The sequence below is a fragment of the Pseudomonas sp. UYEF17 genome (assembly GCF_040546125.1).
GTDB classification, from domain to species: domain Bacteria; phylum Pseudomonadota; class Gammaproteobacteria; order Pseudomonadales; family Pseudomonadaceae; genus Aquipseudomonas; species Aquipseudomonas putida_Z.
In genome coordinates this window covers 38,851-61,150 of sequence record NZ_JBEPNE010000019.1, presented here as the reverse complement: position 1 = coordinate 61,150, position 22,300 = coordinate 38,851, and the positions used below count along the sequence as shown (strand labels likewise).

Genomic DNA, 22,300 nt, shown 5'->3' with positions numbered 1-22,300 from the left:
GATGGCCGCTACCCGCCAAGACACCCTGCCGGTAATCCGCAACCTCGACGATTTCGACCCACGCTCGGGCAATTGTCTGGAGCGCCTGGTGTTCAACCATCGCCTGCCGTTCCTGCTGTGCATGCTGCTGGCGACCCTGGTGCTGGGCTACATGGCGCTGACCCGCCTGGAGCTGCGCCCCAGTTTCGACAAGATGCTGCCGCAGAGCCACCCCTACATCCAGAACTACCTGGAAAACCGCCCATCACTGCGTGGCCTGGGCAACGCGGTGCGGGTGGTGGTGGAGAACACCCAGGGCGACATCTTCGACCCGGGCTACCTGCAGACCCTGCGCCATATCAACGACGAGCTGTTCCTCAGCCAGGGCGTGGACCGGGCCTGGGTGAAGTCGCTGTGGAGCCCTGCGGTGCGCTGGACCGAGGTGACCGAGGAGGGCTTCCAGGGCGGCCCGGTGATGCCCGATGGCTACCAGGGCGCTGCGGGTGACATCGAGCAGCTGCGGCAGAACATCGAGCGCGCCAACATCGTCGGCAGCCTGGTGGCGCGCGACTTCAAGTCGAGCATGCTGGTCGTGCCGCTGCTCGACCAGGATTCGGCCACCGGCAAAGGCCTCGACTACCACGCCTTCTCGCAGAAGCTCGAACAACTGCGCAGCCAGTATCAGGCCAGCGGCCAGTACCGCATCCATGTGATCGGCTTCGCCAAGCTGATGGGCGACCTGATCGACGGGCTGATCCAGGTGATGGCGTTCTTCGCCCTGGCGGTGCTGACCAGTCTGCTGATCATTTACTGCTATACCCGTTGCGTACGCAGCACCCTGCTGGTGGTGCTGTGTTCGCTGACCGCGGTGGTGTGGCAGCTGGGCATCGTCGCCTGGCTGGGCTACGCCATCGACCCGTATTCGATCCTGGTGCCATTCCTGATCTTTGCCATCGGCGTATCCCATGCGGCGCAGAAGATGAACGGCATCCTCCAGGACATCGGCCGTGGAACCCACCGTCAGGTGGCAGCGCGCTATACCTTCCGCCGCCTGTTCGTGGCCGGGGTGACTGCGTTGCTGGCCGATGCGGTGGGCTTTGCCGTGCTGATGCTGATCGACATCCCGGTAATCCAGGACCTGGCGATCACCGCCAGCATCGGCGTGGCGGTGCTGATCTTCACCTCGCTGCTGCTGATGCCGGTGGCGCTGTCTTATGTTGGTGTTGGCCGCAAGGCTGCCGAGCGGGCCCTGCATATCGACGCCCGCGCAGCCCAGCACCGCGGCTTCGGCCGGCTGTGGGACCTGCTCGACCGCTTCACTGAACGCAAATGGGCCAGCGCCGCACTGCTGGTGGCCCTGGCCCTGGGCGTCCTCGGCATCTGGGGCAGCCTGCAACTGAAAATCGGCGACCTCGACAGCGGTGCCCCCGAGCTGCGCGCCGACTCCCGCTACAACCTCGACAACGCCTACATCACCCAGCACTACGCGCTGTCCAGCGATACCTTCGCGGTCATGGTCAAGACCGCTCCGGAAGGCTGCCTGCAATACCAGACACTGGTCCTTGCCGACCGCCTGGCCTGGGAGCTGCAGCAATTGCCGGGTGTGCAGACCACCGTGTCGCTGGCCAACGCAGTGCGCCAGATCACCGCCGGCACCTACGAAGGCAACCCGCGCCTGAACAGCCTGCAGCGCAACCAGGACGTGCTCAACTACGCCGCCCAGCAGGCCTCGGTCAATGCCCCCGAGCTGTTCAACAACGACTGCTCGCTGATGCCGGTAATCGCCTACCTCAAGGACCATCGCGCCGACACCCTGGCCCAGGTGGCCGCCGTGGCCGAGCGTTTTGCCCAGGCCAACAGCAGCGCCGAACAGCAGTTCCTGCTGGCCGCCGGCAGCGCCGGCATCGAGGCCGCCACCAACGTAGTGGTCCGCGAGGCCAACCACCGCATGCTGTTGCTGGTGTACCTGGCGGTCACGCTGTTCTGCCTGTTCACCTTCCGTAGCTGGCGCGCCACGCTGGTGGCGATCCTGCCGCTGATGCTCACCTCGGTGCTGTGCGAGGCGCTGATGGTAGCCATGGGCATTGGCGTCAAGGTCGCCACCTTGCCGGTGATCGCCCTGGGCGTAGGCATCGGCGTGGACTACGCGCTGTACCTGCTCAGCGTGCAACTGCACTACCAGCGCGCCGGGTTGAGCCTGGCCCAGGCCTACCAGAAAGCCGTGGCCTTCACCGGCCGGGTGGTCGGGCTGGTCGGCATTACCCTGGCCGCCGGCGTGGTCGGCTGGGCCTGGTCGCCGATCAAGTTCCAGGCCGACATGGGCCTGCTGCTGACCTTCATGTTCCTGTGGAACATGCTCGGTGCGCTGGTGTTGATCCCTGCGTTGTCGCATTTCCTCCTGCGTGGCCAGGCCGCCCCGGCGCCTGCCGAGGTCCAGGCCACGCCGCTTCCGCAAACCCAAGAAACCGAGTGTTCGCCTCATGTCTGATTACCTTCCGCCACTGCGCGACATGGATTTTCTGTTCAACGAAGTGTTTGACATCCCGGCATGGTGGGCGCAAACGCCCGCGCTGGCCGAGCAGGTCGATGGCGACACTGCCCGGGCCGTGCTCGAACAGGCCGGCCGGCTGATTGCCGAGGTGGTGGCGCCGCTCAACCGCAGTGGCGACGAGCAGGGCTGCCGCTGGGAGGCCGGCCAGGTACACACCCCCGACGGCTTCGCCGATGCCTACCGGGCATTTGCCGCAGATGGCTGGGTGGGTGTGGCTGGTGCCCCGGAATATGGGGGCATGGGCATGCCGAAAGTGATCGGTGCCCAGCTCGAAGAAATGCTCAATGCCGCCAACCTGTCGTTCGGCCTGTACCCGATGCTCACGGCCGGAGCCTGCCTGGCGCTGCTCAACCATGCCAGCGAGCCGTTGAAGGCGCTGTACCTGCCGCCCATGTACCAAGGGCGCTGGACCGGTTCGATGTGTCTGACCGAGCCGCACGCTGGCACCGACCTGGGCCTGATTCGCACCCGCGCCGTGCCGGTTGCCGATGGCCGCTATCGCATCAGCGGGACCAAGATCTTCATCACTGGCGGTGAGCAGGACCTGACCGAGAACATCATCCACCTGGTGCTGGCGCGGCTGCCGGATGCGCCAGCCGGGCCCAAGGGCATCTCGCTGTTCCTGGTGCCCAAGGTGCTGGTTGACGCCGACGGCGTGCTGGGCGAGGCCAATGCGGTGAGTTGCGGGTCGATCGAGCACAAGATGGGCATCAAGGCCTCGGCCACCTGTGTGATGAACTTCGACGGTGCAATCGGCTACCTGGTCGGCGAGCCGAACAAGGGCCTCAACGCGATGTTCACCATGATGAACTACGAGCGCCTTGGTGTAGGTATCCAAGGCCTGGCCCTGGGCGAACGCTCCTACCAGGGCGCCATCGCCTACGCCCGTGACCGCCAGCAGGGCCGTGCGCCGACCGGTGCCGAAGCGCCGGGGCAAGGTGCTGACCCGATCGTCGTCCACCCGGACGTGCGGCGCATGCTGCTGACCATGAAAGCGCTGAACGAAGGTGGGCGGGCCTTCTCTACCTATGTGGCACTGCAGCTGGACCTGGCCAAATACAGCGAGGCCCCGGTCGCACGCGCCCAGGCCGAGGCCAGGGTGGCGTTGCTCACACCGGTGGCCAAGGCCTTCCTCACCGACATGGGGCTGGAAACCACCGTGCACGGCCAGCAGGTGCTGGGCGGCCACGGCTATATCCGCGAGTGGGGCCAGGAGCAGTTGATCCGCGACTGCCGCATCACCCAGATCTACGAAGGCACCAACGGCATCCAGGCCCTCGACCTGGTGGGGCGCAAACTGTTTGCCGATGGCGGCCAGGCCTATCGCAGCGTGTCCGACGAAATTACCGCCTTTGCCGAGACGCTGCCCGCGGCGTGCGCCGAGTTCGGCGCGCCGCTGCTGGCTGCCGTGCGCAACCTCGACGAGCTGACCGCCTGGGTGCTCGACCGCGCCCAGGGCAACCCGCGCGAGCTTGGCGCGGCGGCGGTGGAGTACCTGCAGGTATTTGGCTACACCTTCTACGCCTACCTGTGGGCACGCATGGCCGTGGTATGCCAGTGCCATGCGGCCCCTGAGCCGCTCCACCTGAGCAAGCTGGGCACCGCGCGGTTCTACTTTGCCCGCCTGCTACCACGCATTCATTCGCTGAGTGCTAGCGTCAGGGCCGGTAGCGACAGCCTGTATCTGCTCGAGGCCGGGCAACTGTGAAGGCCGCCGACATGATCACCACTCGCGTCATGCCCGCGGCCGAGCAGGCCTACGCCTATCCGCTGCTGATCAAGCGCCTGCTGCTGTCGGGCGTGCGCTACCAGCCCAACCAGGAAATCGTCTACGCCGACAAGCTGCGCTACACCTACACCACGCTGCTCGAACGCATTCAGCGGCTGGCCAATGTGCTGACCGCCGCCGGGGTCAAGCCTGGCGACACCGTGGCCTTGCTCGACTGGGACAGCCACCGGGCGCTGGAGTGCTTCTTTGCCGTGCCGATGCTGGGTGCGGTGCTGCACACGGTGAACGTACGGCTGTCCACCGAGCAGGTGCGCTACACCATGAACCATGCCGAGGACTGCCTGGTCCTGGTACATGACGATTTCCTGCCGTTGATGGCGCAATTGCGCGATGACTTGCCGACGGTGGAGGGTTTCATTCGCCTCGGCGAAGGCGACCCCGCAACGCAAGATGTGCCGCTGCTGGGTGAGTACGAACAACTGCTGGCGGCTGCCGAGCCGCAATTCGACTTCGCCGATTTCGACGAGCACTCACTGGCCACGCTGTTCTACACCAGCGGTACCACCGGCAACCCCAAGGGCGTGTACTTCAGCCATCGGCAACTGGTGCTGCATACCCTGGTCGAGCAGGGCACCCTGGCTGCCTGCGGCGAGGTGCCGCTGCTGCGTAGCGGCGACGTGTACATGCCCATCACGCCGATGTTCCACGTGCATGCCTGGGGCGTGCCCTATGTGGCCACGGCGCTGGGTATCAAGCAGGTCTACCCCGGGCGCTACGAGCCCAACCGCCTGGTTCGGCTGTACCGTGACGAGGGCGTGACGTTCTCCCATTGCGTGCCCACGGTGCTGCAGATGATGCTCGACAGCGAAGAAGGGCGCCGCGCCGACCTGAGCGGTTGGAAGATGCTGCTGGGCGGCAGCGCCCTGACCCTGGGCCTGGCGCAGCGTGCCAGCGAGCGCGGCATCAGCGTGCATTGTGGTTACGGCATGTCGGAAAGCTGCCCGCTGCTCAGCATCACCCACCTGAGCGCCGAGCTGCTGGCACTGCCCATGGCGCAACAGCTGCCGCTGCGAATCGATGCCGGCGTGCCGATTGCCCTGGTGGACCTGCGCATCGTCGACGCTGAAGGCATTGATGTGCCCCGTGACGGCGAAAGCCTGGGTGAAATCGTGGTGCGTGCACCGTGGCTGACCCAGGGCTACCTGCATGAACCGGAGCAGGGTGCCGCGTTGTGGCTGGGGGGCTGGATGCATACCGGCGACCTGGCCTGCATCGACCCGGCGGGTGTGGTGCGTATTCGTGACCGGATCAAGGATGTGATCAAGACCGGAGGCGAGTGGGTCAGCTCGGTGGCGCTGGAAAACCTGATCAGCCAGCACCCGGCTGTTGCATCGGTGGCGGTGATCGGCATCCCGGACCCGCAGTGGGGTGAGCAACCGTTGGCCTTGGTAGTCTGTTGTGACGGCATGCAGTTCGACCAGGCGGGATTGGCCGGGCATCTGCAGCCGTATGTCGACAGCGGGCACCTGAACAAATGGGCGATACCACGGCAGTTGCGTTGCGTGGACGAGATCCCCAAGACCAGCGTTGGCAAGATCGATAAGAAGCGAATCCGGCAGGCATTTCTCTGAATGCTGGCAGCACCGGCTGATGGGCACCTGTGGGAGCCGGCTGGCACCGGCTGCGCCGGTGTTCGCGGGTAAACCCGCTCCCACAGGTACAGCACATTCCTTCAGCTGATGGGGGCCCTGTGGGAGCGGGCATGCCCGCGAAGCAGGCGACGCGGTGGATGGCACCGGCTACGCCGGTGTTCGCGGGCGCGCCCGCGAAGCAGGCGACGCGGTGGGTGGCACCGGCTACGCCGGTGTTCGCGGGTAAACCCGCTCCCACAGGTACGGCACATTCCTTCAGCCGGTGAGGTCCCTGTGGGAGCGGGCATGCCCGCGAAGCAGGCGACGCGGTGGATGGCACCGGCTGCGCCGGTGTTCGCGGGCGCGCCCGCTCCTACAGGTACGGCGCACTCCTTCAGCTGATGGGGGGCTTGTGGGAGCGGGCATGCCCGCGAAGCAGGCGACGCGGTGGGGGGCACCGGCTGCGCCGGTGTTCGCGGGTAAACCCGCTCCCACAGGTACAGCGCATTCCTTCAGCTGGTGGGGTTCTTGTGGGAGCGGGCATGCCCGCGAAGCAGGCGACGCGGTGGATGGCACCGGCTACGCCGGTGTTCGCGGGCGCGCCCGCTCCCACAGGTATGGCGCATTCCTTCAGCTGGTGGGGGCCCTGTGGGAGCGGGTTCACCCGCGAAGCAGGCGACGCGGTGGGTGGCACCGGCTGCGCCGGTGTTCGCGGGCGCGCCCGCTCCCACAGGTACAGCGCATTCCTTCAGCTGGTGGGGTGCTTGTGGGAGCGGGCATGCCCGCGAAGCAGGCGACGCGGTGGATGGCACCGGCTGCGCCGGTGTTCGCGGGTAAACCCGCTCCCACAGGTACAGCGCATTCCTTCAGCTGGTGGGCACCCTGTGGGAGCGGGCATGCCCGCGAAGCAGGCGACGCGGTGGGTGGCACCGGCTAGGCCGGTGTTCGCGGGCATGCCCACAGGTAGGGCGCATTCCTTCAGCTGGGTAGCGAGCCCCACAATCTCAGCTTTGGCGCTGAGCCCAGGGGTACTGCAACTCCCACTGCCACGCATGCCGCACAATCGATTCCAGCGTGGCAAACTCCGGCCGCCAGCCGAGCATGCGCATGGCCTTGCCGGCATCCGCCACCAACCGGGGCGGGTCGCCGGGGCGGCGGGGGGCATCAAGGGTGCTGATCTGCCGGCCGGTCACCGCCCGGGCCGTATCGATCACCTGCTGCACCGAAAAGCCCAGCCCATTGCCCAGGTTGAACGCGGTTCGCTCGCCACCCGCCAGCAGGTAATCCACCGCCAGCGCATGGGCCGCCGCCAGGTCGGCCACATGTACATAGTCGCGTATGCAGGTACCATCCGGCGTGTCGTAGTCGCGGCCAAATACCGTTACCGCATCACGCCGACCCGAAGCGGCCTGCAGAATCAGCGGAATCAGGTGGGTTTCCGGGTCATGGCGCTCTCCCAGCTGGCCTTGCGGGTCTGCGCCGGCTGCGTTGAAGTAACGCAGGCATACCGACTTCAAGCCGTAGGCCCGGTCGAAGTCCTCGAGAATCTGCTCGACCATCCATTTGCTCAACCCGTACGGGTTGATCGGCCCCTTGGCATGCGTTTCGTCGATCGGCACGTACTGCGGGTTGCCGTAAACGGCCGCGCTGGAAGAAAACACCAGGTGCCTGATACCGGCATTCACCATGGCCTGCAGGAGGGAAAGGGTGGCCGCGACATTGTTCTGGTAATACTTGCCGGGCACGCTGACCGACTCGCCCACCTGAATGAACGAGGCAAAGTGGAACACGGCGTCGAAACGGCAAACCCCGAACAGCACATCCAGGGCGGGTTCGTCGGCGATGTCCAGTTTCACCCACTGGACGCCGGGGCCGGGCGATACCAGGTCCGCCACCACCACCTCATGGCCCGCAACGAGCAAGTGCTTGACCATGTGCGAGCCAATGTAGCCTGCGCCACCGACAACCAGAAACTTCATCCATGCCTCCCGGACTCTGCTGTTGTACAGCCGCGCTTTTCAGCTACAGGTCTGTGGTGAGGGTAGATGGCCATATACCCTATTTCAAGAACAGCCAGTTGGACATGTACTTGCCGTCGAACGTGATGCTGTAGTGCCCATCCTGGTAAGCCATCGGCAACGGTTTCAACTGTGCCTGCGCGTCCCGGGCGAACAGTTTCAGGCCAGCAGGCGCCTTGATGCTCAAGGTGCCGGCAAGCGGCTCGACGTTGAACGGCGTCTTGTAATCGGCCTTGGGCACGGCACGGGTACCCAGCGACAGCAGCAGTTCGCGTGACTGGCCCAGGGGCTTGCCGTCCAGGCTTTGCACCACGACGCTGGCGTACGGCGTTCGTGCTTGCACCTGGATGGCGCCCAGGCTGATCGAGCGACCTCCCAGCCAGCCAGTGGCGGCCTGGGTCAGGGGTGTGTCGATGGTATAGATGCCCTGTTGCCAGTTGCGCTTGAGCTCGCCCGTGTCGCTGAGCGCTTGCGTGGCGTCGGCTGGCAGCAAGGACTGCCCCGGGTCCTGCAGTACCTGCGCGCCGGCAGGGATGGCGGCGGGCTTCAGCCAGGGCAACTCCGGCGTCTGTGGCAGGGCGATCTGCAGTTGGCCCTTTTCCATGGCCGTGCGCAGCAGCGCTGAAGTGCGCGGGGTGATCTCCTGGTTGTACAGGGTGGCGGGTGTCGGCGCGAACACATAGCGGGTAGTGGCCGGCTTCACGTCCGCGCGGCGATAGAGCAGGGCGGCAGCGGGCAGGGTGGCGATCATCGCCGGGTCGTTGTACGCGTGCCAGTTGTCCGCCGTGCGCCAGCCTGGGTTGAAGGCCTGCTGGCTGTAGGCGTACTGCAGCATGGCGTCCCAGCCCTGGTGGGCGGCGGTGCCGGCCACGTACAGCGGCAGTGAGTGGCGGTCGGGCAGCGGGAAGGGTTCGGCGTTCCACTCGGAGACGGTCAGCGGCTTGCCGACTACCTGGGCGGCGGCGAGCCAGTCGATCATGCCGTCGCTGGTCAACGGGTTCTTCTCCAGTTGGCCATTGGCACCGTAGGCATGGGCATCGATGACATCGCCTGCGGTCAGTGCCGGCAGCGCGCTCAGGCCATTGCCGCCCCAGGTACTGGTGGTGGCAATCGGTACTTTCACGCCGAGGCCGCGCAGGTGGCTGATCATGTCGGCGTTGAAGCGCTGTTCCAGGTCGTTGAGAAACAGCTTCGAAGGGCCATGCTCCCAGGCGCGCCAGGTGAGGTCGGTGGGCAGGTCGTATTGTTTGGCGAAGGCTTTGGCAGCTTTCATGTAGCGCTCGCTGTGGTGCGGCACATCCTTGTTCGGCATCAGGGCGTTGCCATAATGCTGGGTGAGGTCGTTCTCATTGGTGAGCAATACGGCAGCGATGGCCGGGTCGTCCTTGTAGGCCAGGCCGGTGTATTCGTTCACATGGGTCAGGTACTGCTCGGCAAAGCGCTTCATCGCCTGTTGGATGCTTTGGTTCATATAGGCGTAACCCTTCAGGTCGACGTGGTTCTCGCCCTTGGCCAGTTCCTTGAAGTCATCGATGTTGTCATTGGCGGTAAGCGCCCGCTGCACGTGCAGGTCCAGCCAGATATAGATGCCCTCGTCCTTGATCGCGTTGATCCACAGGTCGAGCTTGCGCAGCGATTCGGCACTGAGCTGCTGGGTATCGCGCACCAGGGTGCCGTCGCCAAACACGTTCGGGCTGACCCAGGGCGAATCGTGATGGTGCAGACGCACCAGGTTGAAACCCAGTGCCGACAGGCGCTTGGCCTGTTGGCGGATTTCTTCGTCGGGGCTCTTGAACAGCGAATAGGCGGACAGGTTGGTGCCCCAGAAGCGCACCGGGGTGTTGTTTTCGAACATCAATTGCTCGCCAACAGCCTTGACGAAGCCGTGCTTGCCGGCAGGCTTTTCCGCAGCGTTGAGGAATGAAAGGTCCACTGGCGAGGTGCGCCAGTCCAGTTGGTCGTCGGGCCAACCGGCGGGGTCGGCCAGGCCGAAGCGTTCGCTGGGGGTGGGTCCCAGGTCGATGTCGCCGGTGATGTTCAGCACTGCCTTGATCTGCTGCCGACCGGCGTTGATCGGGTCGCTGTAGATGAACGCACGCAGTTCGGACGGGTTGCCGCGCTCGAAATACACCTTGGCCAGCGGTGGGTCGAAGCGCATTTCGATGCGCCGGCCTTGGTCAGCCTTGCCCCATGACCAGCCACGGTTGCCGGGCAGCAACTGCGGTGCGCCCATGTCCCCGGCAATTTGCGCAGGGTCGAACTCGAACACCATGCCGCCGCCCATCACCCCGGCCTGGCGGCTGTGGGCGTCGAGGTCGAAGGCCCAGCTCAGGGTTTGCGCCTGCTCCTTGCGGATATCCGCCGTGAGGTCGAAGTCCAGCTCCTTGTTCTTGCCCTGCAGCGTGTAGTGGTAGGGGCCATTGACCTTGAACGTGGTGGAGAAACCGGTCCAGCTCCAGTTGGCCGCCCAGAAGTCGAACTTGGCTTTCATCACCGGCCCACCGCCGCGGGTCACCATGGGCAGCCCGTTCTGTTCATCGACACTGACTTGCCACGCTGATGCCCAGCTGGTGAGCGGCAGCAAAGCCAGGCCGGCAATGGCCGAAACACGCAGCAGGGTTTGAAAACCCCGGCTGCGCAGGGGGAACAGACTCATAAGTGTCACCTTGGTTGAAGGCCGGGGTCGGCCAGCGCGATGGCCTGGCTGTTGTGCAGCCTGCGGACCATCTGGATGTAGGCCACGCCCAGCCCGGCGACAGTCCAGTACACCACCGGGATGAAGGTGATGCTGCTGACGGTGAAGATGATCACCAGGATGCCGATCAGTGTCGCCAGCAATGCCCGGCCGAGCTGGCGTTGTTCGTCGTCCTTGTCGGGGAAACTGCGCATGGCCTTGCGGATGCCGTGCAGTACGGTGGCGAAGAACGCCACGAACAGGCCAAGCCCGACCAGCCCTACCCGCAGCGCAAGGTTGATGTAGGTGTTGACGATGTCGATGATGCCTTCACCCTGGATCATCGATTGCATTTCCGGGGTGTTGCGGAAGTCGAACGAGCCGAAAAGCGGGTTGCGCTGGATGACGATCCACGAGTTGTCCATCAGCCTTGCGCGGTAGGTGATGTTCTCTTTCTCGAGGTTGCCAATGAACGGCAGCATGTCCAGTACCTTGTCGCCACCGGGCACGATGGTCAGCAAGGGCAGGGCCAGCACGCCGGCCGCGGCGAGCAGCGCCAGGCGCCTGACCGCACCTTTGCCCAGGGCGATGAACACCACCACGATGACCACGGCGCCGATCCACGGGCCACGGGACAGTGGCGCGAACAGCCCGGCGGCCAGCAGCAGGGCGCCCAGCGCCCGCTGCAGGGGGCGGCGCACGTAACCCTGGACGAACAGGAACAGGCCGATGGCCACGCTCATCACATAGCCCAGGGCAATCGCCTGCCCGGTGGTGACGCTGGCGCGCAGCGAACCACCACGGCTCAGGTAGCCGGACATGCTCCACGGCACGCCCATGGCGTCGACCAGGGCGCTGTACAGCAGCCAGTGGCGCACGTACTCGGCCACGCCGATCAGGGCCAGGACGAAGGAGGCAAGCACGAAGGCCAGCAGGGTGTCCTTGAAGTCGCTGATCTGGCGCAGGCCACGGCTGGCCACGTAATACGGCAGTAGCACGTCGACATACAGGTACAGCGTCTGGCGCAGGGTGTCGGTCAGGGTGGTTTCGCGCAGGTACAGCACGCTCATCAGCAGCAGGCCGGCCGCCAACAGCCTGTCGGGCCAGGTGCGGCCGAAGCGCAGGGTGTCGCCCTGCCGGCGCAGGGCCAGTGCCGCCGGCAGCAGCACGCACAGGGTCAGCAGGCGGATATGGTTGAGGTCGACCAGGTAATTGACCACGCCAAACCCGGGCACCTGCACCGAAGCCGGCGGGACCAGGAACAGCAGCATGTAGAACAGCGCCATGGGGTTGTGTTCGCGGCGCCCGGCGATGTACAGGATGACGGCGCCAGCCCCCAGGTACAGCCAGAAGCTGTGCGAGAAGAACGCCAGCAGGGTAAGCAGGAACCACAGGTTGCGCCGGCGCTTGAAGTCGCTGAGCGGGATCAGGTCGGTGGCAGGCCGCCGCGCCAGCAGGAAGACCACGCTCGCCAGAAACAGGATGACGATCAACGCACGAAAATGTTCAGGCATTGGCTATGTGCACCTTTGCGTCGGTGGGCAACGGCTAGCATCGTGGCTGATTGAAACTATAGTGACCTTTTAGCCAATCGGTCAGAGATCGACGTCATGCCGTCGATTGTGACGCTGGCCCCGGGGACTGGCGGTAGTAATGCGGCTTGTCGGGTAAATCTTTCAAAGGTGCAGGTCACTGTGTCATGGGGAAGCTTACTTTTTGCACTGCGCAAACGGGCCGTAGAGGATTTCTCCAGAGTTGCGTGTTGCTGGGGGTTGGTGGTTTGGTGTTCGCTGCTACGCCCGCCGCCGCCAGCCAACCTGCCGGCAGGCCCGGGTTCGTGGTGATCAACGGCTGGGTATTGCCGTCTCGCTACTTCCGGAACGAACACCCATGATCAAGGATTATCAGCAGCAGAAGGCCCTGCGCGACAGTTACGATGTCTGCATCATCGGTGCCGGCCCCGCGGGCATCACCCTGGGGCTGCGCCTGGCTGCAGCCGGCTGGAGCGTACTGCTTGCCGAAGGTGGCGGGCGTGAATATTCGGCGAACTCGCAAGCCTTGTACGCCTGTGCATCCACTGGCCTGGAGCTGTACGCCGGGGAGGCTCGCCTGCGTTACCTGGGCGGCACATCCAACCATTGGGCCGGCCGTTGCCGGCCGTTCAGCCCCTCGGACTTCGCCGTTCCCCCCATTGGCGACTTGCCTGGCTGGCCCATTCCTTATTCGGAGATTGCAGGCTACCTGCCTGCTGCCATGGATATCGTCGACCTGCCGCCCGGGTCGGATTTTCACGCGTTGAATGCTGGCCTCGACGGCGGAGAATTCGAGCCAGACCGCTTTCTGCTCAGTCCACCCACGCGTTTTGCGCAAAAGTACGCCACGGCCCTGGAGCAGACCCAAGGCCTGGACGTGTTCATCAACTGCAATTGCGTGAACCTGGAGTTCGACCAGGCCTCCGGCCACCTGGCCGCAGTCGTACTGTCCGATTATGCGTGCAATCGCCAGCGCCTGGTTGCGAGAAACTTCGTGCTGGCCACCGGTGCCATCGAGAATGCCCGGCAACTGCTCAACAGCGAGTCGTTGCTGGCGGCGGGTGTCGTGAGCAAGGACGGGCTGGTCGGCCGGTGTTTCATGGAGCATCTGAACATTGACCTTGGCTCCTTCATCCTCAAGTCGGGGCTGCCCCCCGAGCCGCGCGAGTACTACACCACCGACGCCTTCGTTGATGAATACAAGGCAGGTAAAGGCAATGTCAGGGCCGCCTTGCTGGCCGATGTACAAACCTATGGTCGTACTGCCGAGGTGAAGCATTTTCTGGAGAACCTGGCCTGCGACATGGGGGTAGCCAGCAAGATCGCCTTCGTGACCAAGTTCAGTTGCCCCGGTGACGGTGTCATCAGCACCATGATCGAGCAGTTCCCCAACCTGCGCAGCCGCATTTCGCTGCTGGACGAGAAGGACGCACTGGGCGTGGCCAAGGTCAATGTCAACTGGGCCCTGAGCGCTGATGACCGGCACACCATCAAGTGCATTGGCAGCGAACTGGCCAAGCAGTGGGCGGACATGAACCTGGGCTTCATCAAGCTCAATGACTTCGTTTATGACACCTCGATACCGCTGAAGCTGTCGCCACATGCCCACCACATGGGTACCACGCGCATGGCGTCGTCGGCGCAGTTCGGTGTTGTCGATACCAACTGCAGGGTGTTCGGTACCGAAAACCTTTACATCGCCGGCAGCAGCATCTTTGCCACGGGCGGGGCCTCCAACCCGACCATGCCGCTGCTGCAGTTTGCGGTACGCCTGGCCGACCACCTCGATGCCAGGATGAGCGCGGCTAGATAGGCCGCGGTGTGACGAATGTTGTGCTGATGCTGCAAAGGCGCGGGGACTTCTTCGAGGGATGGCAACAATGGCTAGCAAACCTGTGGACGTCATGGTGGTCAACTTCAACACGGCCGGGCTGCTGCAGCCGATGTTCGATGCCCTGCGCCGGGCCGACAGCGAACGGCTGGCCAGCTACCTGGTGGTGGACAATGCCTCGGTCGATGACTCGCTGCAGCGCATGGCCGAGGTGTGCCCGCAGGCGCTGCTGCTGAGCAACAAGCAGAATGTGGGGTTCGGCCGGGCCAACAACCAGCTGCTGGCGCACCTGAAGGGCAAGTACGCCTTGCTGCTGAACACCGATGCTTTCGTCGCCGCCGATTCCCTGCAGAAAACCCTCGACTACATGGAAGCCCACCCGGAGTGCGGGGTGCTGGGGGTGCGCCTGGAGGGCCGCGACGGCGACCTGCAGCCCAGTTGCCGCTACTTCCCCACACCGCTCAACGTGTTCGTCGGGCGTACCGGGCTGGGGCGCTTGTTCCCCGGCCTGAAGATGGTCGACGAAATGAACTGGGACCACGCTTCGGTCCGCGAGTGCGACTGGCTGCCTGGCTGCTTCTACCTGGTGCGCCGCGAAGTGCTCGACCAGGTGGGCCTGTTCGACCCGCGCTACTTTCTTTATTACGAAGAGGTCGACCACTGCAAGCGGGTGAAGGCGGCCGGCTGGAAGGTGGTGTTCTACCCGCATACCACGGTGGTGCACATCGGTGGGGAAAGCTCCAGATCGGTGGCCGAACTTGAGGCGGCCAGCCGGCAGATTTCGTCATACCAGATCGAAAGCGAGCTGCTGTACTTCCGCAAGCATCACGGGCTGGCGGGTCTGGCCCTGCACATGCTGCTGGTCACCTTGGGCGACCTGGTGCTGGCACTCAAGGCGCTGTTGAAACGACGCGGCCGGGGCGCGATACAGGCCTGCTGGCGTCACTGCCGGGCGACCTGGTCTTTGTTGTTCAAGACCCGGTACGCCAGCCAACCGACAAGGTAGGTGGAGCCATGTTCGAGAATATTCGTGCCGACCTGCGTGCCCACGGTGGCGACTGGGGCGCCCAGGGCTTCTGGGTACTGCTGGTGTACCGCTTCGGCCGCTGGCGCTATGGGGTGCGCCCGGCACTGCTGCGCAAGCTGTTTTCGCTCATCTACAAGGTCCTGTTCAAGTTCGTGCAGATCATCACGGGTGTGGAGCTGCCGTGCGAGGTGGTGATCGGCCGCAACTTCGTCATCGACCATTTCGGCGGCATCGTCATCAGCGGCTATGCCCGCTTTGGCGATGACTGCCGCATCCGCAATGGGGTGGTGGTGGGCCTGAAGAACGTCAACGAGCCGATTGCACCGGTGTTCGGCAACAACGTCGATATCGGCACCGGGGCCAAGGTGCTCGGTAGCATCCGTATCGGCAACGACGTGATCATCGGTGCCAATGCCGTTGTGCTGGTGGATGTGCCGGACAATTCGCTGGCGGTGGGGGTGCCGGCCATCATCAAGGCCAGGCAACCGGCCGCCACGGCGCCCGTCGAGTGAGGCCCATGGCGAGCAGGATCGGTGTGGTGGTGATTGGCCGCAACGAAGGCCAGCGCCTGGAACGTTGCCTGATTTCGCTGCAGCAGGGGGCGGACAAAGTCATGTACGTCGATTCGGGCTCCACCGATGGTTCACTGCACTTGGCCCGCAGCCTGGGGGTAGAGGTACTGGCGCTGGACCTGGGCACCCCGTTTACCGCCGCACGCGCCCGTAACGAAGGCTTTTTCGCCTTGCAGCGGCGGCTGCCGTCGATGCAACTGGTGCAGTTCGTCGATGGCGATTGCGAGGTGGATAGCGGCTGGCTGCCCGCGGCGCAGGCGTTTCTCGACGACCATCCCGACGTGGCAGTGGTGTGTGGCCGCCGACGCGAGCGTTTCCCGCAGCGGTCGGTGTACAACCTGTTGTGCGACCTGGAGTGGGACACCCCCATCGGCGAGGCCAAGGCCTGCGGTGGCGATGCCCTGATGCGGGTAGATGCGTTCGCCGCGGTCGGCGGCTTTCGCCCCGAGCTGATTGCCGGAGAAGAACCCGAACTGTGCGTGCGCCTGCGGGCAAAGGGCTGGAAAGTCTGGCGCCTGGACGCCGAGATGACCCTGCACGACGCCGCCATGACCCGTTTCAGCCAATGGTGGCGGCGTAGCCTGCGCGCTGGCCACGCCTATGCCGAAGGGGCATACCTGCATGGTCAGCCGCCCGAGCGGCACTGGCTGCGCGAATCGCGCCGGGCCTGGCTCTGGGGCCTGGGCATCCCCGTGGTGACCGTGCTGGCCTGCCTGCTGCTGGGCGGCTGGAGCCTGCTGTTGCTGCTGGTGTACCCGCTGCAGGCCGTACGCCTGGCCCGGCGTGGTGGTAAGTCGGTGCGGGAGAACTGGCTACAGGCGGTGTTCCTGGTATTGGGCAAGTTCCCGGAAATGCTCGGGCAACTGAAGTTCTTGCGCCACCGCATCGCGGCCGGCAAATCGACGTTGATCGAGTACAAGTGAGAGGGGCCCATGATGCTCGGCACGATCGTGAAAAGCGTGTTTACCTTGCACCCCGGCTACTCGTTGCGGGCGCTGAACAACAAGCGCAAGTTGACGCTGCAGATTGCCAGGCAATGGCCTGAGCTGAATACGTTCCTGCAGCGCATGACGGCGACGCTGGGCCCGCAAGGTTTGCAGCGGCTGGGGGTGGATTGCATCGGTGTCGTGCAGTGGCCTTACCTCAGCAAATGTTGGGAAGCCCCGCAGCGCCTGGAGGTGCTGGCTTCGCACTTCGAAGTGCTTGCCGGGCAGTTTCCGGCACTGTTGCTGCTGGGGCGGGACGAAAGCCTGACGCTGAGCGAGCTGTCCAGCCATTCGCCGGGCTGCCGCCTGGTGCTGGACCGGCCGATCTGGTTCAAGCGCGAAGGCGAGTTGGTATTGAACCTGTTCCAGGGCGACCTGCGCGTGGCATCCCTGGCGTTCAGCCTGTGCCGCAGCCAGGGCGAGCTTTGCCTGTTCATCGGTGCCGTGCAGGGCATCCACAAGGGTGTCGACAGCGAAACCTCATTGGCCATCTACCGCGACCTGACCAAGGACTTCGAAGGGTTGCGCCCACGCAGCCTGTTGCTCGAGGCATTGAAGTGCCTGGCCAGGACCCTGGGCGTGGCGCACCTGTATGCCGTCAGTGACGCCTGCCGCCACCATCGGCACGCGTATTTTGGCAACGACAAAGGCCAGGACCTGGCGGCCAATTATGACGTGATCTGGCTGGAGCACGGCGCTACTGCGTCGAAGTATGCGGATTTCTTCGCCCTCCCGCTGGCCGCGGTACAGCGGGCGGAACAGGACATTCCGGCGAAGAAACGGGCGATGTACCGCCGCCGCCAGGCGTTGCTCGACGATGTTTTCACCCGCTTGCAGGCCACGTTGCCAGGCAGCGGTCACAACCTTGGGCTACAAGGGAAACAGGAGGATGCACCTGACGAGGTGGCATCGGCGGGGCGCCGGCCGCCGGTAATCGACAGCCTGAAGTAACGGCCGGCCCTGCCACGGCAGGCCTGAAGGTTCATTACGCGGGTCTTGATCTGGATTCCTATGCGCATTGCTTATTTCATTAACCAGTACCCGAAGGTCAGCCACAGTTTCATCCGCCGCGAGATCCTGGCGCTGGAGCGCCAGGGGGTAGAGGTGCAGCGTATTGCCCTGCGCGGGTGGGACGCCGAGTTGCAGGATGCCGAGGACTCGAGCGAACAGGCCAGGACCCGCTATGTGCTGCAACGTGGCATCAAGGGCTTGCTGGCACCGGCCTGGCAAGTGCTGCGCGCACAGCCGCGCCGGTTCTTCCAGGCGCTTTGGCTGGCCATGCGCCTTGGCCTGCGGGCCGACCGCGCCTGGCCCTACCACCTGGTCTACCTGGCCGAGGCCTGCCAGGTACTGCAGTGGTTGCAGGCTGGCGAGGCAAAACATGTGCATGCGCATTTCGGCACCAATTCCACCGAGGTGGTGATGCTGGCCAACGTGCTGGGCGGGCCAGCCTACAGCTTTACCGTGCACGGGCCGGAAGAGTTCGACAAACCGCAGTTCCTGCACATGGGCGAGAAGGTGCGGCGTGCCGCATTTGTCGCGGCGGTCAGCTCGTACGGGCGCAGCCAGTTGTTTCGCTGGGTGGCACACGACCACTGGGCCAAGGTGAAGGTGGTGCATTGCGGCCTCGAGCGCAGCTTCCATGAGGTGGCGCCGGTCGGCGTGCCCACGGCGCCACGCCTGGTGTGCGTCGGCCGCCTGTGCGAACAGAAAGGCCAGTTGCTGTTGATCGAGGCCGCGCGGGTACTGGCCGCCCGGTCGATCGCCTTCGAGCTGGTGCTGGCCGGCGACGGTGAAATGCGTGGGCAGATCGAGGCGTTGATTGCCCGGCACGGCTTGAAGCAGCAGGTGCGCATCACCGGCTGGCTCAGCAGCGCACAGGTGCGCGAGGAAATCCTTGCGGCGCGTGCGCTGGTGCTGCCCAGTTTTGCCGAGGGGTTGCCGGTGGTGATCATGGAAGCCATGGCCTTGCGCCGGCCAGTGCTGACCACCTATGTGGCAGGCATTCCCGAGCTGGTGCGGCCGGGCGAGAACGGCTGGTTGTTCCCTGCTGGCGCCGTGGACGAGCTGGCGGCGGCCATGGCCGACTGCCTGGCGCAACCTGCCGAAGCGCTGCAGCGCATGGGCGAGGCAGCCCGCCAGCGTGTGCTGCAACGGCATGACATCGATACCGAGGCGGCCAGGCTGGCCAGCTATTTCAAGGCATCCGCATGATGAGTGTATTGGCTTGGTCATTGGGCACGCTGGCGGCCATCGCCCTGTTGCCGGTGCTGCTGCTGTTGGTGCAGGTGCTGATGGCTTGCCTGCCAGCGCGCGCGCAGCCGTTGGGCAACAACGCTCGTCCGCAGGTGGCCGTGCTGGTGCCAGCCCATGACGAGGCTTCGTTGATCGGCGCCACGCTGGCGAGCATTGCCCCGCAGTTGCGGCCTGGCGACCGCTTGCTGGTGGTGGCGGACAACTGCACTGACGACACCGCGCAACTGGCGCGCGAGGCCGGTGCCGAAGTGGTTGAGCGCCGCGATGCGCGGTTGCGCGGCAAGGGCTATGCCCTGGACTTTGGCGTGCGCCACCTGGCCAGCCAGCCGCCCGAGGTGGTGATCGTGGTGGATGCCGACTGCCAAGTGGGCGAGGGGGCGATCGAGCACCTGGCGCGGCGCTACCGTGAGGTCGCTCGCCCGGTGCAGGCGCTGTACCTGATGCATGCACCGGCAGGGGCCGGGCTGGCAGTGCAGGTTGCCGAGTTCGCCTGGCGGGTCAAGAACCTGGTGCGCCCGCGTGGTTGGGCACGGTTGGGCCTGCCTTGCCAGTTGATGGGCGCCGGCATGGCGTTCGGCTGGCGTGACCTGGCCTTGATCGACCTGGCCAACGGGCATCTGGTGGAGGATGTGAAACTGGGCCTGGACCTGTGCCAGCAGGGCAAGCCGCCAGTGTTCTGCCCCGAGGCCGTGGTCAGCAGCCGGTTCCCTGCCAGCCAGCAAGGCCTGGGTAGCCAGCGCACCCGCTGGGAGCATGGGCACCTGAGCCTGATGCTGGCCGATGCGCCCAGGCGTGCGCTGGCCGCAGTCACCCAGCGTAACGGCAGCTTGCTGGCCATGACCCTGGACCTGCTGGTGCCGCCCCTGGCGTTGCTGGTGCTGAGCCTGCTCGGGCTCAACCTGGTGGCCTGGCTGGGGTACCTGCTGTTCGGCCTGGCGGCACCTGCCTGGATCGCCCTTTGCGCACTGGCATTGCTCGGCCTTGCCGTCGCACTGGCCTGGGCGCGCTTCTGTCGCGAATTGATCCCGTTTTCCGTGCTGCTGTACGCGCCGTTTTACGCCGCAAGAAAGGCCCCGTTGTATCTGCGGTTCCTGATCAAGCGCCAGGTTGAATGGGTACGTTCAAAACGGGATGAAGGCTGATGGCTGAGTGGCAGAAACGCTGGAGCACCCTCGTCGGCAAGCTCGAAGTGGTGGCGGATGCCACTGCCGCGCAGCGCCTGCTGGACAGGCTGAGCGCCCCGGAAGCCGCGACCGTGCTGGGCTTCGTCAATGCCCATGCAATGAACCTGGTGGTTCGCGATGGCGCCTGCCACCAGGCATTGTCGGTGGCCGACGTGCTGCTGCGCGACGGTTCCGGCATGGCGATCCTGTATCGCCGGCTGGGGCTTGAACCGGGCCTCAACATGAATGGTACCGACTTTATTCCTCGGCTCCTGGCTGCCTACCGTGGGCGGCGGGTCGCGTTCTGGGGCACCCGGCAACCTTACCTGGACCAGGCCGTGCAGCGCAGCGCAGCTATGTTCGGGGTGGTGCCGGTGTCGGTCCACGATGGCTTTGCCAGCGTCGATGCCTACCTGCAACTGGCCAGGGAGCAACAACCGGAGCTGATCGTGCTGGGCATGGGCATGCCCAGGCAGGAGGTTGTGGCGGCAAGGCTGGCAGCAACTGGCGGGCCGTGCCTGATCGTGTGCGGCGGCGCGATCCTGGATTTTCTCGGCGGCAAGGTCAGCCGGGCGCCCGAGTGGTTGCGGCAGTTGGGCGGGGAGTGGCTGTACCGGCTGTTGCGCGAGCCGAAGCGTTTGTTCATGCGTTATGTGGTGGGCAACCCGTTGTTCTTGCTGCGTACCTTGCTGTACCGCCGCGACGGAGGGGCGGCCAGACACCCCGTATGAGCGGCACAATCCGCGCACACTGATGGCGGCTGGCTGCTACAGTGAGATCAATGGGTTGGGGCTGCAGGATTTCGCTTCACGGGCTTTGCATGAGCCGTTGTCAAGTCTTGCTGGTTTGTGGAATGCACTTGCTGCACGCAAATTGATGAGGTCTGAAATGGTTCTAGAGCCCAGAAGCAGTCGGTCCTTATTGCAGAGAAGAAGCAGCGTAAGTAACGCCATTCAGGCCGGCCTAGATGGGATTGCAGTCACCGGTATCGCCTGGTACCTGATCTACGACAAGTTTGGCTACATCACCTCCGATTACGTGATCATGCTGCTGTTGCTGGTGGGGGCCCTGGCAGTCATCTACGATCACTATGCGATATACCGTACCAACGTCGGCCTTTCCATCAAGGCTTTCCGGCTGTTCAAGGCTTGGTCGGTAACCTTTTGCTTCCTGGTAGTCATGGCTTTCCTGGCCAAACAGAGCGAAACCTATTCGCGGCTGCTGGTCGTGCAGTTGTTCATCATTGGCTACATCGCCCAGTTGTTCCTGCACTTTGCCGTGCGCGAATTGCAAAAGCGCTTCACCGCCCATGCCCGCCTGGACAACGCCCTGATCATTGGCGCCGGTGACCTGGCCAACTTCCTGTACCAGAAAATCAGCAACAACCCCTGGTTCGGTGAGCGTGTGCTGGGTTGCGTGCTGATCGACAGCGCCGATGAGCCGGGGCGCGAAAGCGCCGACGGCAAGCAGCGCATGCCGGTACTCGGGCATGTTGCCGAGCTTGACGATATCGTGGCTCGCCACGGCATCCGCACGGTGTACCTGGTGACCCCACTGGGCGGTTCCGAGGTCATCAATGATGTGTATTTCAAGTTGCTCGACAAGTGCATTGCGGTGAACTGGGTGCCGGATATCTTCTCGTTGCGCCTGATCAACCACAGCGTGCGGGAAATTGCCGGCATTCCCGTGCTGACCTTGTCGGAAACACCGCTGACGGGCATGAGCCTGTTCCTGAAGAACCTCGAGGACAGGGTGTTGGCGGCGCTGATCCTGCTGCTGGCATCGCCGGTGTTGCTGGCCGTTGCGCTGGCCATAAAGCTCGATAGCCGCGGCCCGGTGTTCTTCCGCCAGGAACGCACCGGCTGGACCGGGGAAGCGTTCCGCATCTGGAAGTTCAGGAGCATGCATGTCCATCAGCCGGAAGATGGCGTGGTGAAGCAGGCGCAGAGGAACGACCCGCGGCTGACCCGGGTCGGCGCCTTTATCCGCCGCACCAGCCTGGATGAACTGCCGCAATTGTTCAATGTGCTGACCGGGGAGATGTCGCTGGTCGGGCCCCGGCCGCATGCCTTGCAGCATGACACGTTGTATTCGCAGGACATCGTCGACTACTTTGCCCGCCACAATATCAAGCCTGGCATGACCGGCCTGGCGCAGGTGCGTGGGTTCAGGGGCGAGACCAGGGATATCGAGCAGATGATCCAGCGGGTGGACTCGGACATCGAATACATCAACAACTGGTCGCTGTGGCTGGATTTCGTGATTCTGGTGCGCACACTTAGCGCCTTTACCGGCAAGCAGGCCTACTGAGGCACAAATCTCGCAAGCGCTCTGCGCACCCTGTGGGAGCG

At 64.5% G+C, this 22,300-nt stretch carries 15 protein-coding genes; 12 read left to right on the top strand and 3 right to left on the bottom strand.

The window, feature by feature from the left end; all coding sequences use genetic code 11:
- Position 1 precedes the first annotated feature (1 nt).
- The 3 genes from ABIB24_RS22570 to ABIB24_RS22560 are packed head-to-tail and all read left to right on the top strand — an operon-like array spanning position 2 to position 5,890.
- A complete protein-coding gene (locus ABIB24_RS22570; RefSeq protein WP_274078860.1) occupies positions 2–2,467 on the top strand; it encodes an efflux RND transporter permease subunit in 2,466 nt (821 codons plus the stop codon).
- Positions 2,460–4,238, top strand: coding sequence for an acyl-CoA dehydrogenase C-terminal domain-containing protein (locus tag ABIB24_RS22565; RefSeq protein WP_274078861.1), 1,779 nt, complete (start codon positions 2,460–2,462; stop codon positions 4,236–4,238). Before ABIB24_RS22570 ends, ABIB24_RS22565 begins: the two co-directional genes overlap by 8 nt.
- A gap of 11 nt (positions 4,239–4,249) precedes the next feature.
- Complete coding sequence (locus ABIB24_RS22560) at positions 4,250–5,890, top strand: fatty acid--CoA ligase (protein WP_137163854.1); 1,641 nt, start codon at positions 4,250–4,252, stop codon at positions 5,888–5,890.
- Positions 5,891–6,894: 1,004 nt separating this feature from the next.
- Here ABIB24_RS22560 and galE read toward each other — a convergent pair.
- From galE to ABIB24_RS22545, 3 genes are all read right to left on the bottom strand, one after another.
- The gene (galE, locus tag ABIB24_RS22555; protein WP_289514900.1) at positions 6,895–7,869 is read right to left on the bottom strand and encodes a UDP-glucose 4-epimerase GalE; all 975 of its coding nucleotides are present in this window, start codon (positions 7,867–7,869) and stop codon (positions 6,895–6,897) included.
- 79 nt (positions 7,870–7,948) lie between these two features.
- Complete coding sequence (locus ABIB24_RS22550) at positions 7,949–10,564, bottom strand: cellulase family glycosylhydrolase (RefSeq protein WP_354317266.1); 2,616 nt, start codon at positions 10,562–10,564, stop codon at positions 7,949–7,951.
- Positions 10,565–10,569: 5 nt separating this feature from the next.
- Positions 10,570–12,096, bottom strand: a complete 1,527-nt coding sequence (locus ABIB24_RS22545; RefSeq protein WP_274120527.1) for an O-antigen ligase family protein — start codon at positions 12,094–12,096, stop codon at positions 10,570–10,572.
- A gap of 376 nt (positions 12,097–12,472) precedes the next feature.
- On the opposite strand from ABIB24_RS22545, the gene ABIB24_RS22540 reads away from it, so the two are divergent.
- From ABIB24_RS22540 to ABIB24_RS22500, 9 genes are all read left to right on the top strand, one after another.
- A complete protein-coding gene (locus ABIB24_RS22540) occupies positions 12,473–13,927 on the top strand; it encodes an FAD-dependent oxidoreductase (protein ID WP_354317264.1) in 1,455 nt (484 codons plus the stop codon).
- A 67-nt stretch (positions 13,928–13,994) separates the two neighbouring features.
- A complete protein-coding gene (locus tag ABIB24_RS22535; RefSeq protein ID WP_289514896.1) occupies positions 13,995–14,951 on the top strand; it encodes a glycosyltransferase family 2 protein in 957 nt (318 codons plus the stop codon).
- An 8-nt stretch (positions 14,952–14,959) separates the two neighbouring features.
- Positions 14,960–15,484 (top strand): serine O-acetyltransferase, encoded by a 525-nt coding sequence (locus ABIB24_RS22530; RefSeq protein ID WP_025339010.1) that lies wholly within the window; start codon positions 14,960–14,962, stop codon positions 15,482–15,484.
- Between the two features lie 5 nt (positions 15,485–15,489).
- A complete protein-coding gene (locus ABIB24_RS22525) occupies positions 15,490–16,467 on the top strand; it encodes a glycosyltransferase family 2 protein (RefSeq protein WP_354317263.1) in 978 nt (325 codons plus the stop codon).
- Positions 16,468–16,476: 9 nt separating this feature from the next.
- Positions 16,477–17,481: a VirK/YbjX family protein gene (locus ABIB24_RS22520; protein ID WP_354317261.1), complete on the top strand. Its 1,005-nt coding sequence runs from the start codon at positions 16,477–16,479 to the stop codon at positions 17,479–17,481.
- Positions 17,482–17,541: 60 nt separating this feature from the next.
- Positions 17,542–18,744, top strand: a complete 1,203-nt coding sequence (locus ABIB24_RS22515; RefSeq protein WP_025339013.1) for a glycosyltransferase — start codon at positions 17,542–17,544, stop codon at positions 18,742–18,744.
- Complete coding sequence (locus ABIB24_RS22510; RefSeq protein ID WP_274078870.1) at positions 18,741–19,928, top strand: glycosyltransferase family 2 protein; 1,188 nt, start codon at positions 18,741–18,743, stop codon at positions 19,926–19,928. Before ABIB24_RS22515 ends, ABIB24_RS22510 begins: the two co-directional genes overlap by 4 nt.
- Positions 19,928–20,680 carry a WecB/TagA/CpsF family glycosyltransferase gene (locus ABIB24_RS22505; protein WP_274078871.1) on the top strand — a complete coding sequence of 251 codons (753 nt, stop codon included), beginning with the start codon at positions 19,928–19,930 and terminating at the stop codon, positions 20,678–20,680. The genes ABIB24_RS22510 and ABIB24_RS22505 overlap by 1 nt, the downstream gene beginning before the upstream one ends.
- Positions 20,681–20,837: 157 nt before the next feature.
- Entirely contained in the window at positions 20,838–22,259 is a 1,422-nt protein-coding gene (locus ABIB24_RS22500) for an undecaprenyl-phosphate glucose phosphotransferase (RefSeq protein ID WP_075045164.1), read from the top strand.
- The last annotated feature ends 41 nt before the right edge of the window (positions 22,260–22,300 follow it).

Coding starts and splice junctions, on each gene's coding strand:
- ABIB24_RS22570 (WP_274078860.1), top strand. CDS start 2: ATGGCCGCTACCCGCCAAGACACCCTGCCGGTAATCCGCAACCTCGAC.
- ABIB24_RS22565 (WP_274078861.1), top strand. CDS start 2,460: ATGTCTGATTACCTTCCGCCACTGCGCGACATGGATTTTCTGTTCAAC.
- ABIB24_RS22560 (WP_137163854.1), top strand. CDS start 4,250: ATGATCACCACTCGCGTCATGCCCGCGGCCGAGCAGGCCTACGCCTAT.
- galE (WP_289514900.1), bottom strand. CDS start 7,869: ATGAAGTTTCTGGTTGTCGGTGGCGCAGGCTACATTGGCTCGCACATG.
- ABIB24_RS22550 (WP_354317266.1), bottom strand. CDS start 10,564: ATGAGTCTGTTCCCCCTGCGCAGCCGGGGTTTTCAAACCCTGCTGCGT.
- ABIB24_RS22545 (WP_274120527.1), bottom strand. CDS start 12,096: ATGCCTGAACATTTTCGTGCGTTGATCGTCATCCTGTTTCTGGCGAGC.
- ABIB24_RS22540 (WP_354317264.1), top strand. CDS start 12,473: ATGATCAAGGATTATCAGCAGCAGAAGGCCCTGCGCGACAGTTACGAT.
- ABIB24_RS22535 (WP_289514896.1), top strand. CDS start 13,995: ATGGCTAGCAAACCTGTGGACGTCATGGTGGTCAACTTCAACACGGCC.
- ABIB24_RS22530 (WP_025339010.1), top strand. CDS start 14,960: ATGTTCGAGAATATTCGTGCCGACCTGCGTGCCCACGGTGGCGACTGG.
- ABIB24_RS22525 (WP_354317263.1), top strand. CDS start 15,490: ATGGCGAGCAGGATCGGTGTGGTGGTGATTGGCCGCAACGAAGGCCAG.
- ABIB24_RS22520 (WP_354317261.1), top strand. CDS start 16,477: ATGATGCTCGGCACGATCGTGAAAAGCGTGTTTACCTTGCACCCCGGC.
- ABIB24_RS22515 (WP_025339013.1), top strand. CDS start 17,542: ATGCGCATTGCTTATTTCATTAACCAGTACCCGAAGGTCAGCCACAGT.
- ABIB24_RS22510 (WP_274078870.1), top strand. CDS start 18,741: ATGATGAGTGTATTGGCTTGGTCATTGGGCACGCTGGCGGCCATCGCC.
- ABIB24_RS22505 (WP_274078871.1), top strand. CDS start 19,928: ATGGCTGAGTGGCAGAAACGCTGGAGCACCCTCGTCGGCAAGCTCGAA.
- ABIB24_RS22500 (WP_075045164.1), top strand. CDS start 20,838: ATGGTTCTAGAGCCCAGAAGCAGTCGGTCCTTATTGCAGAGAAGAAGC.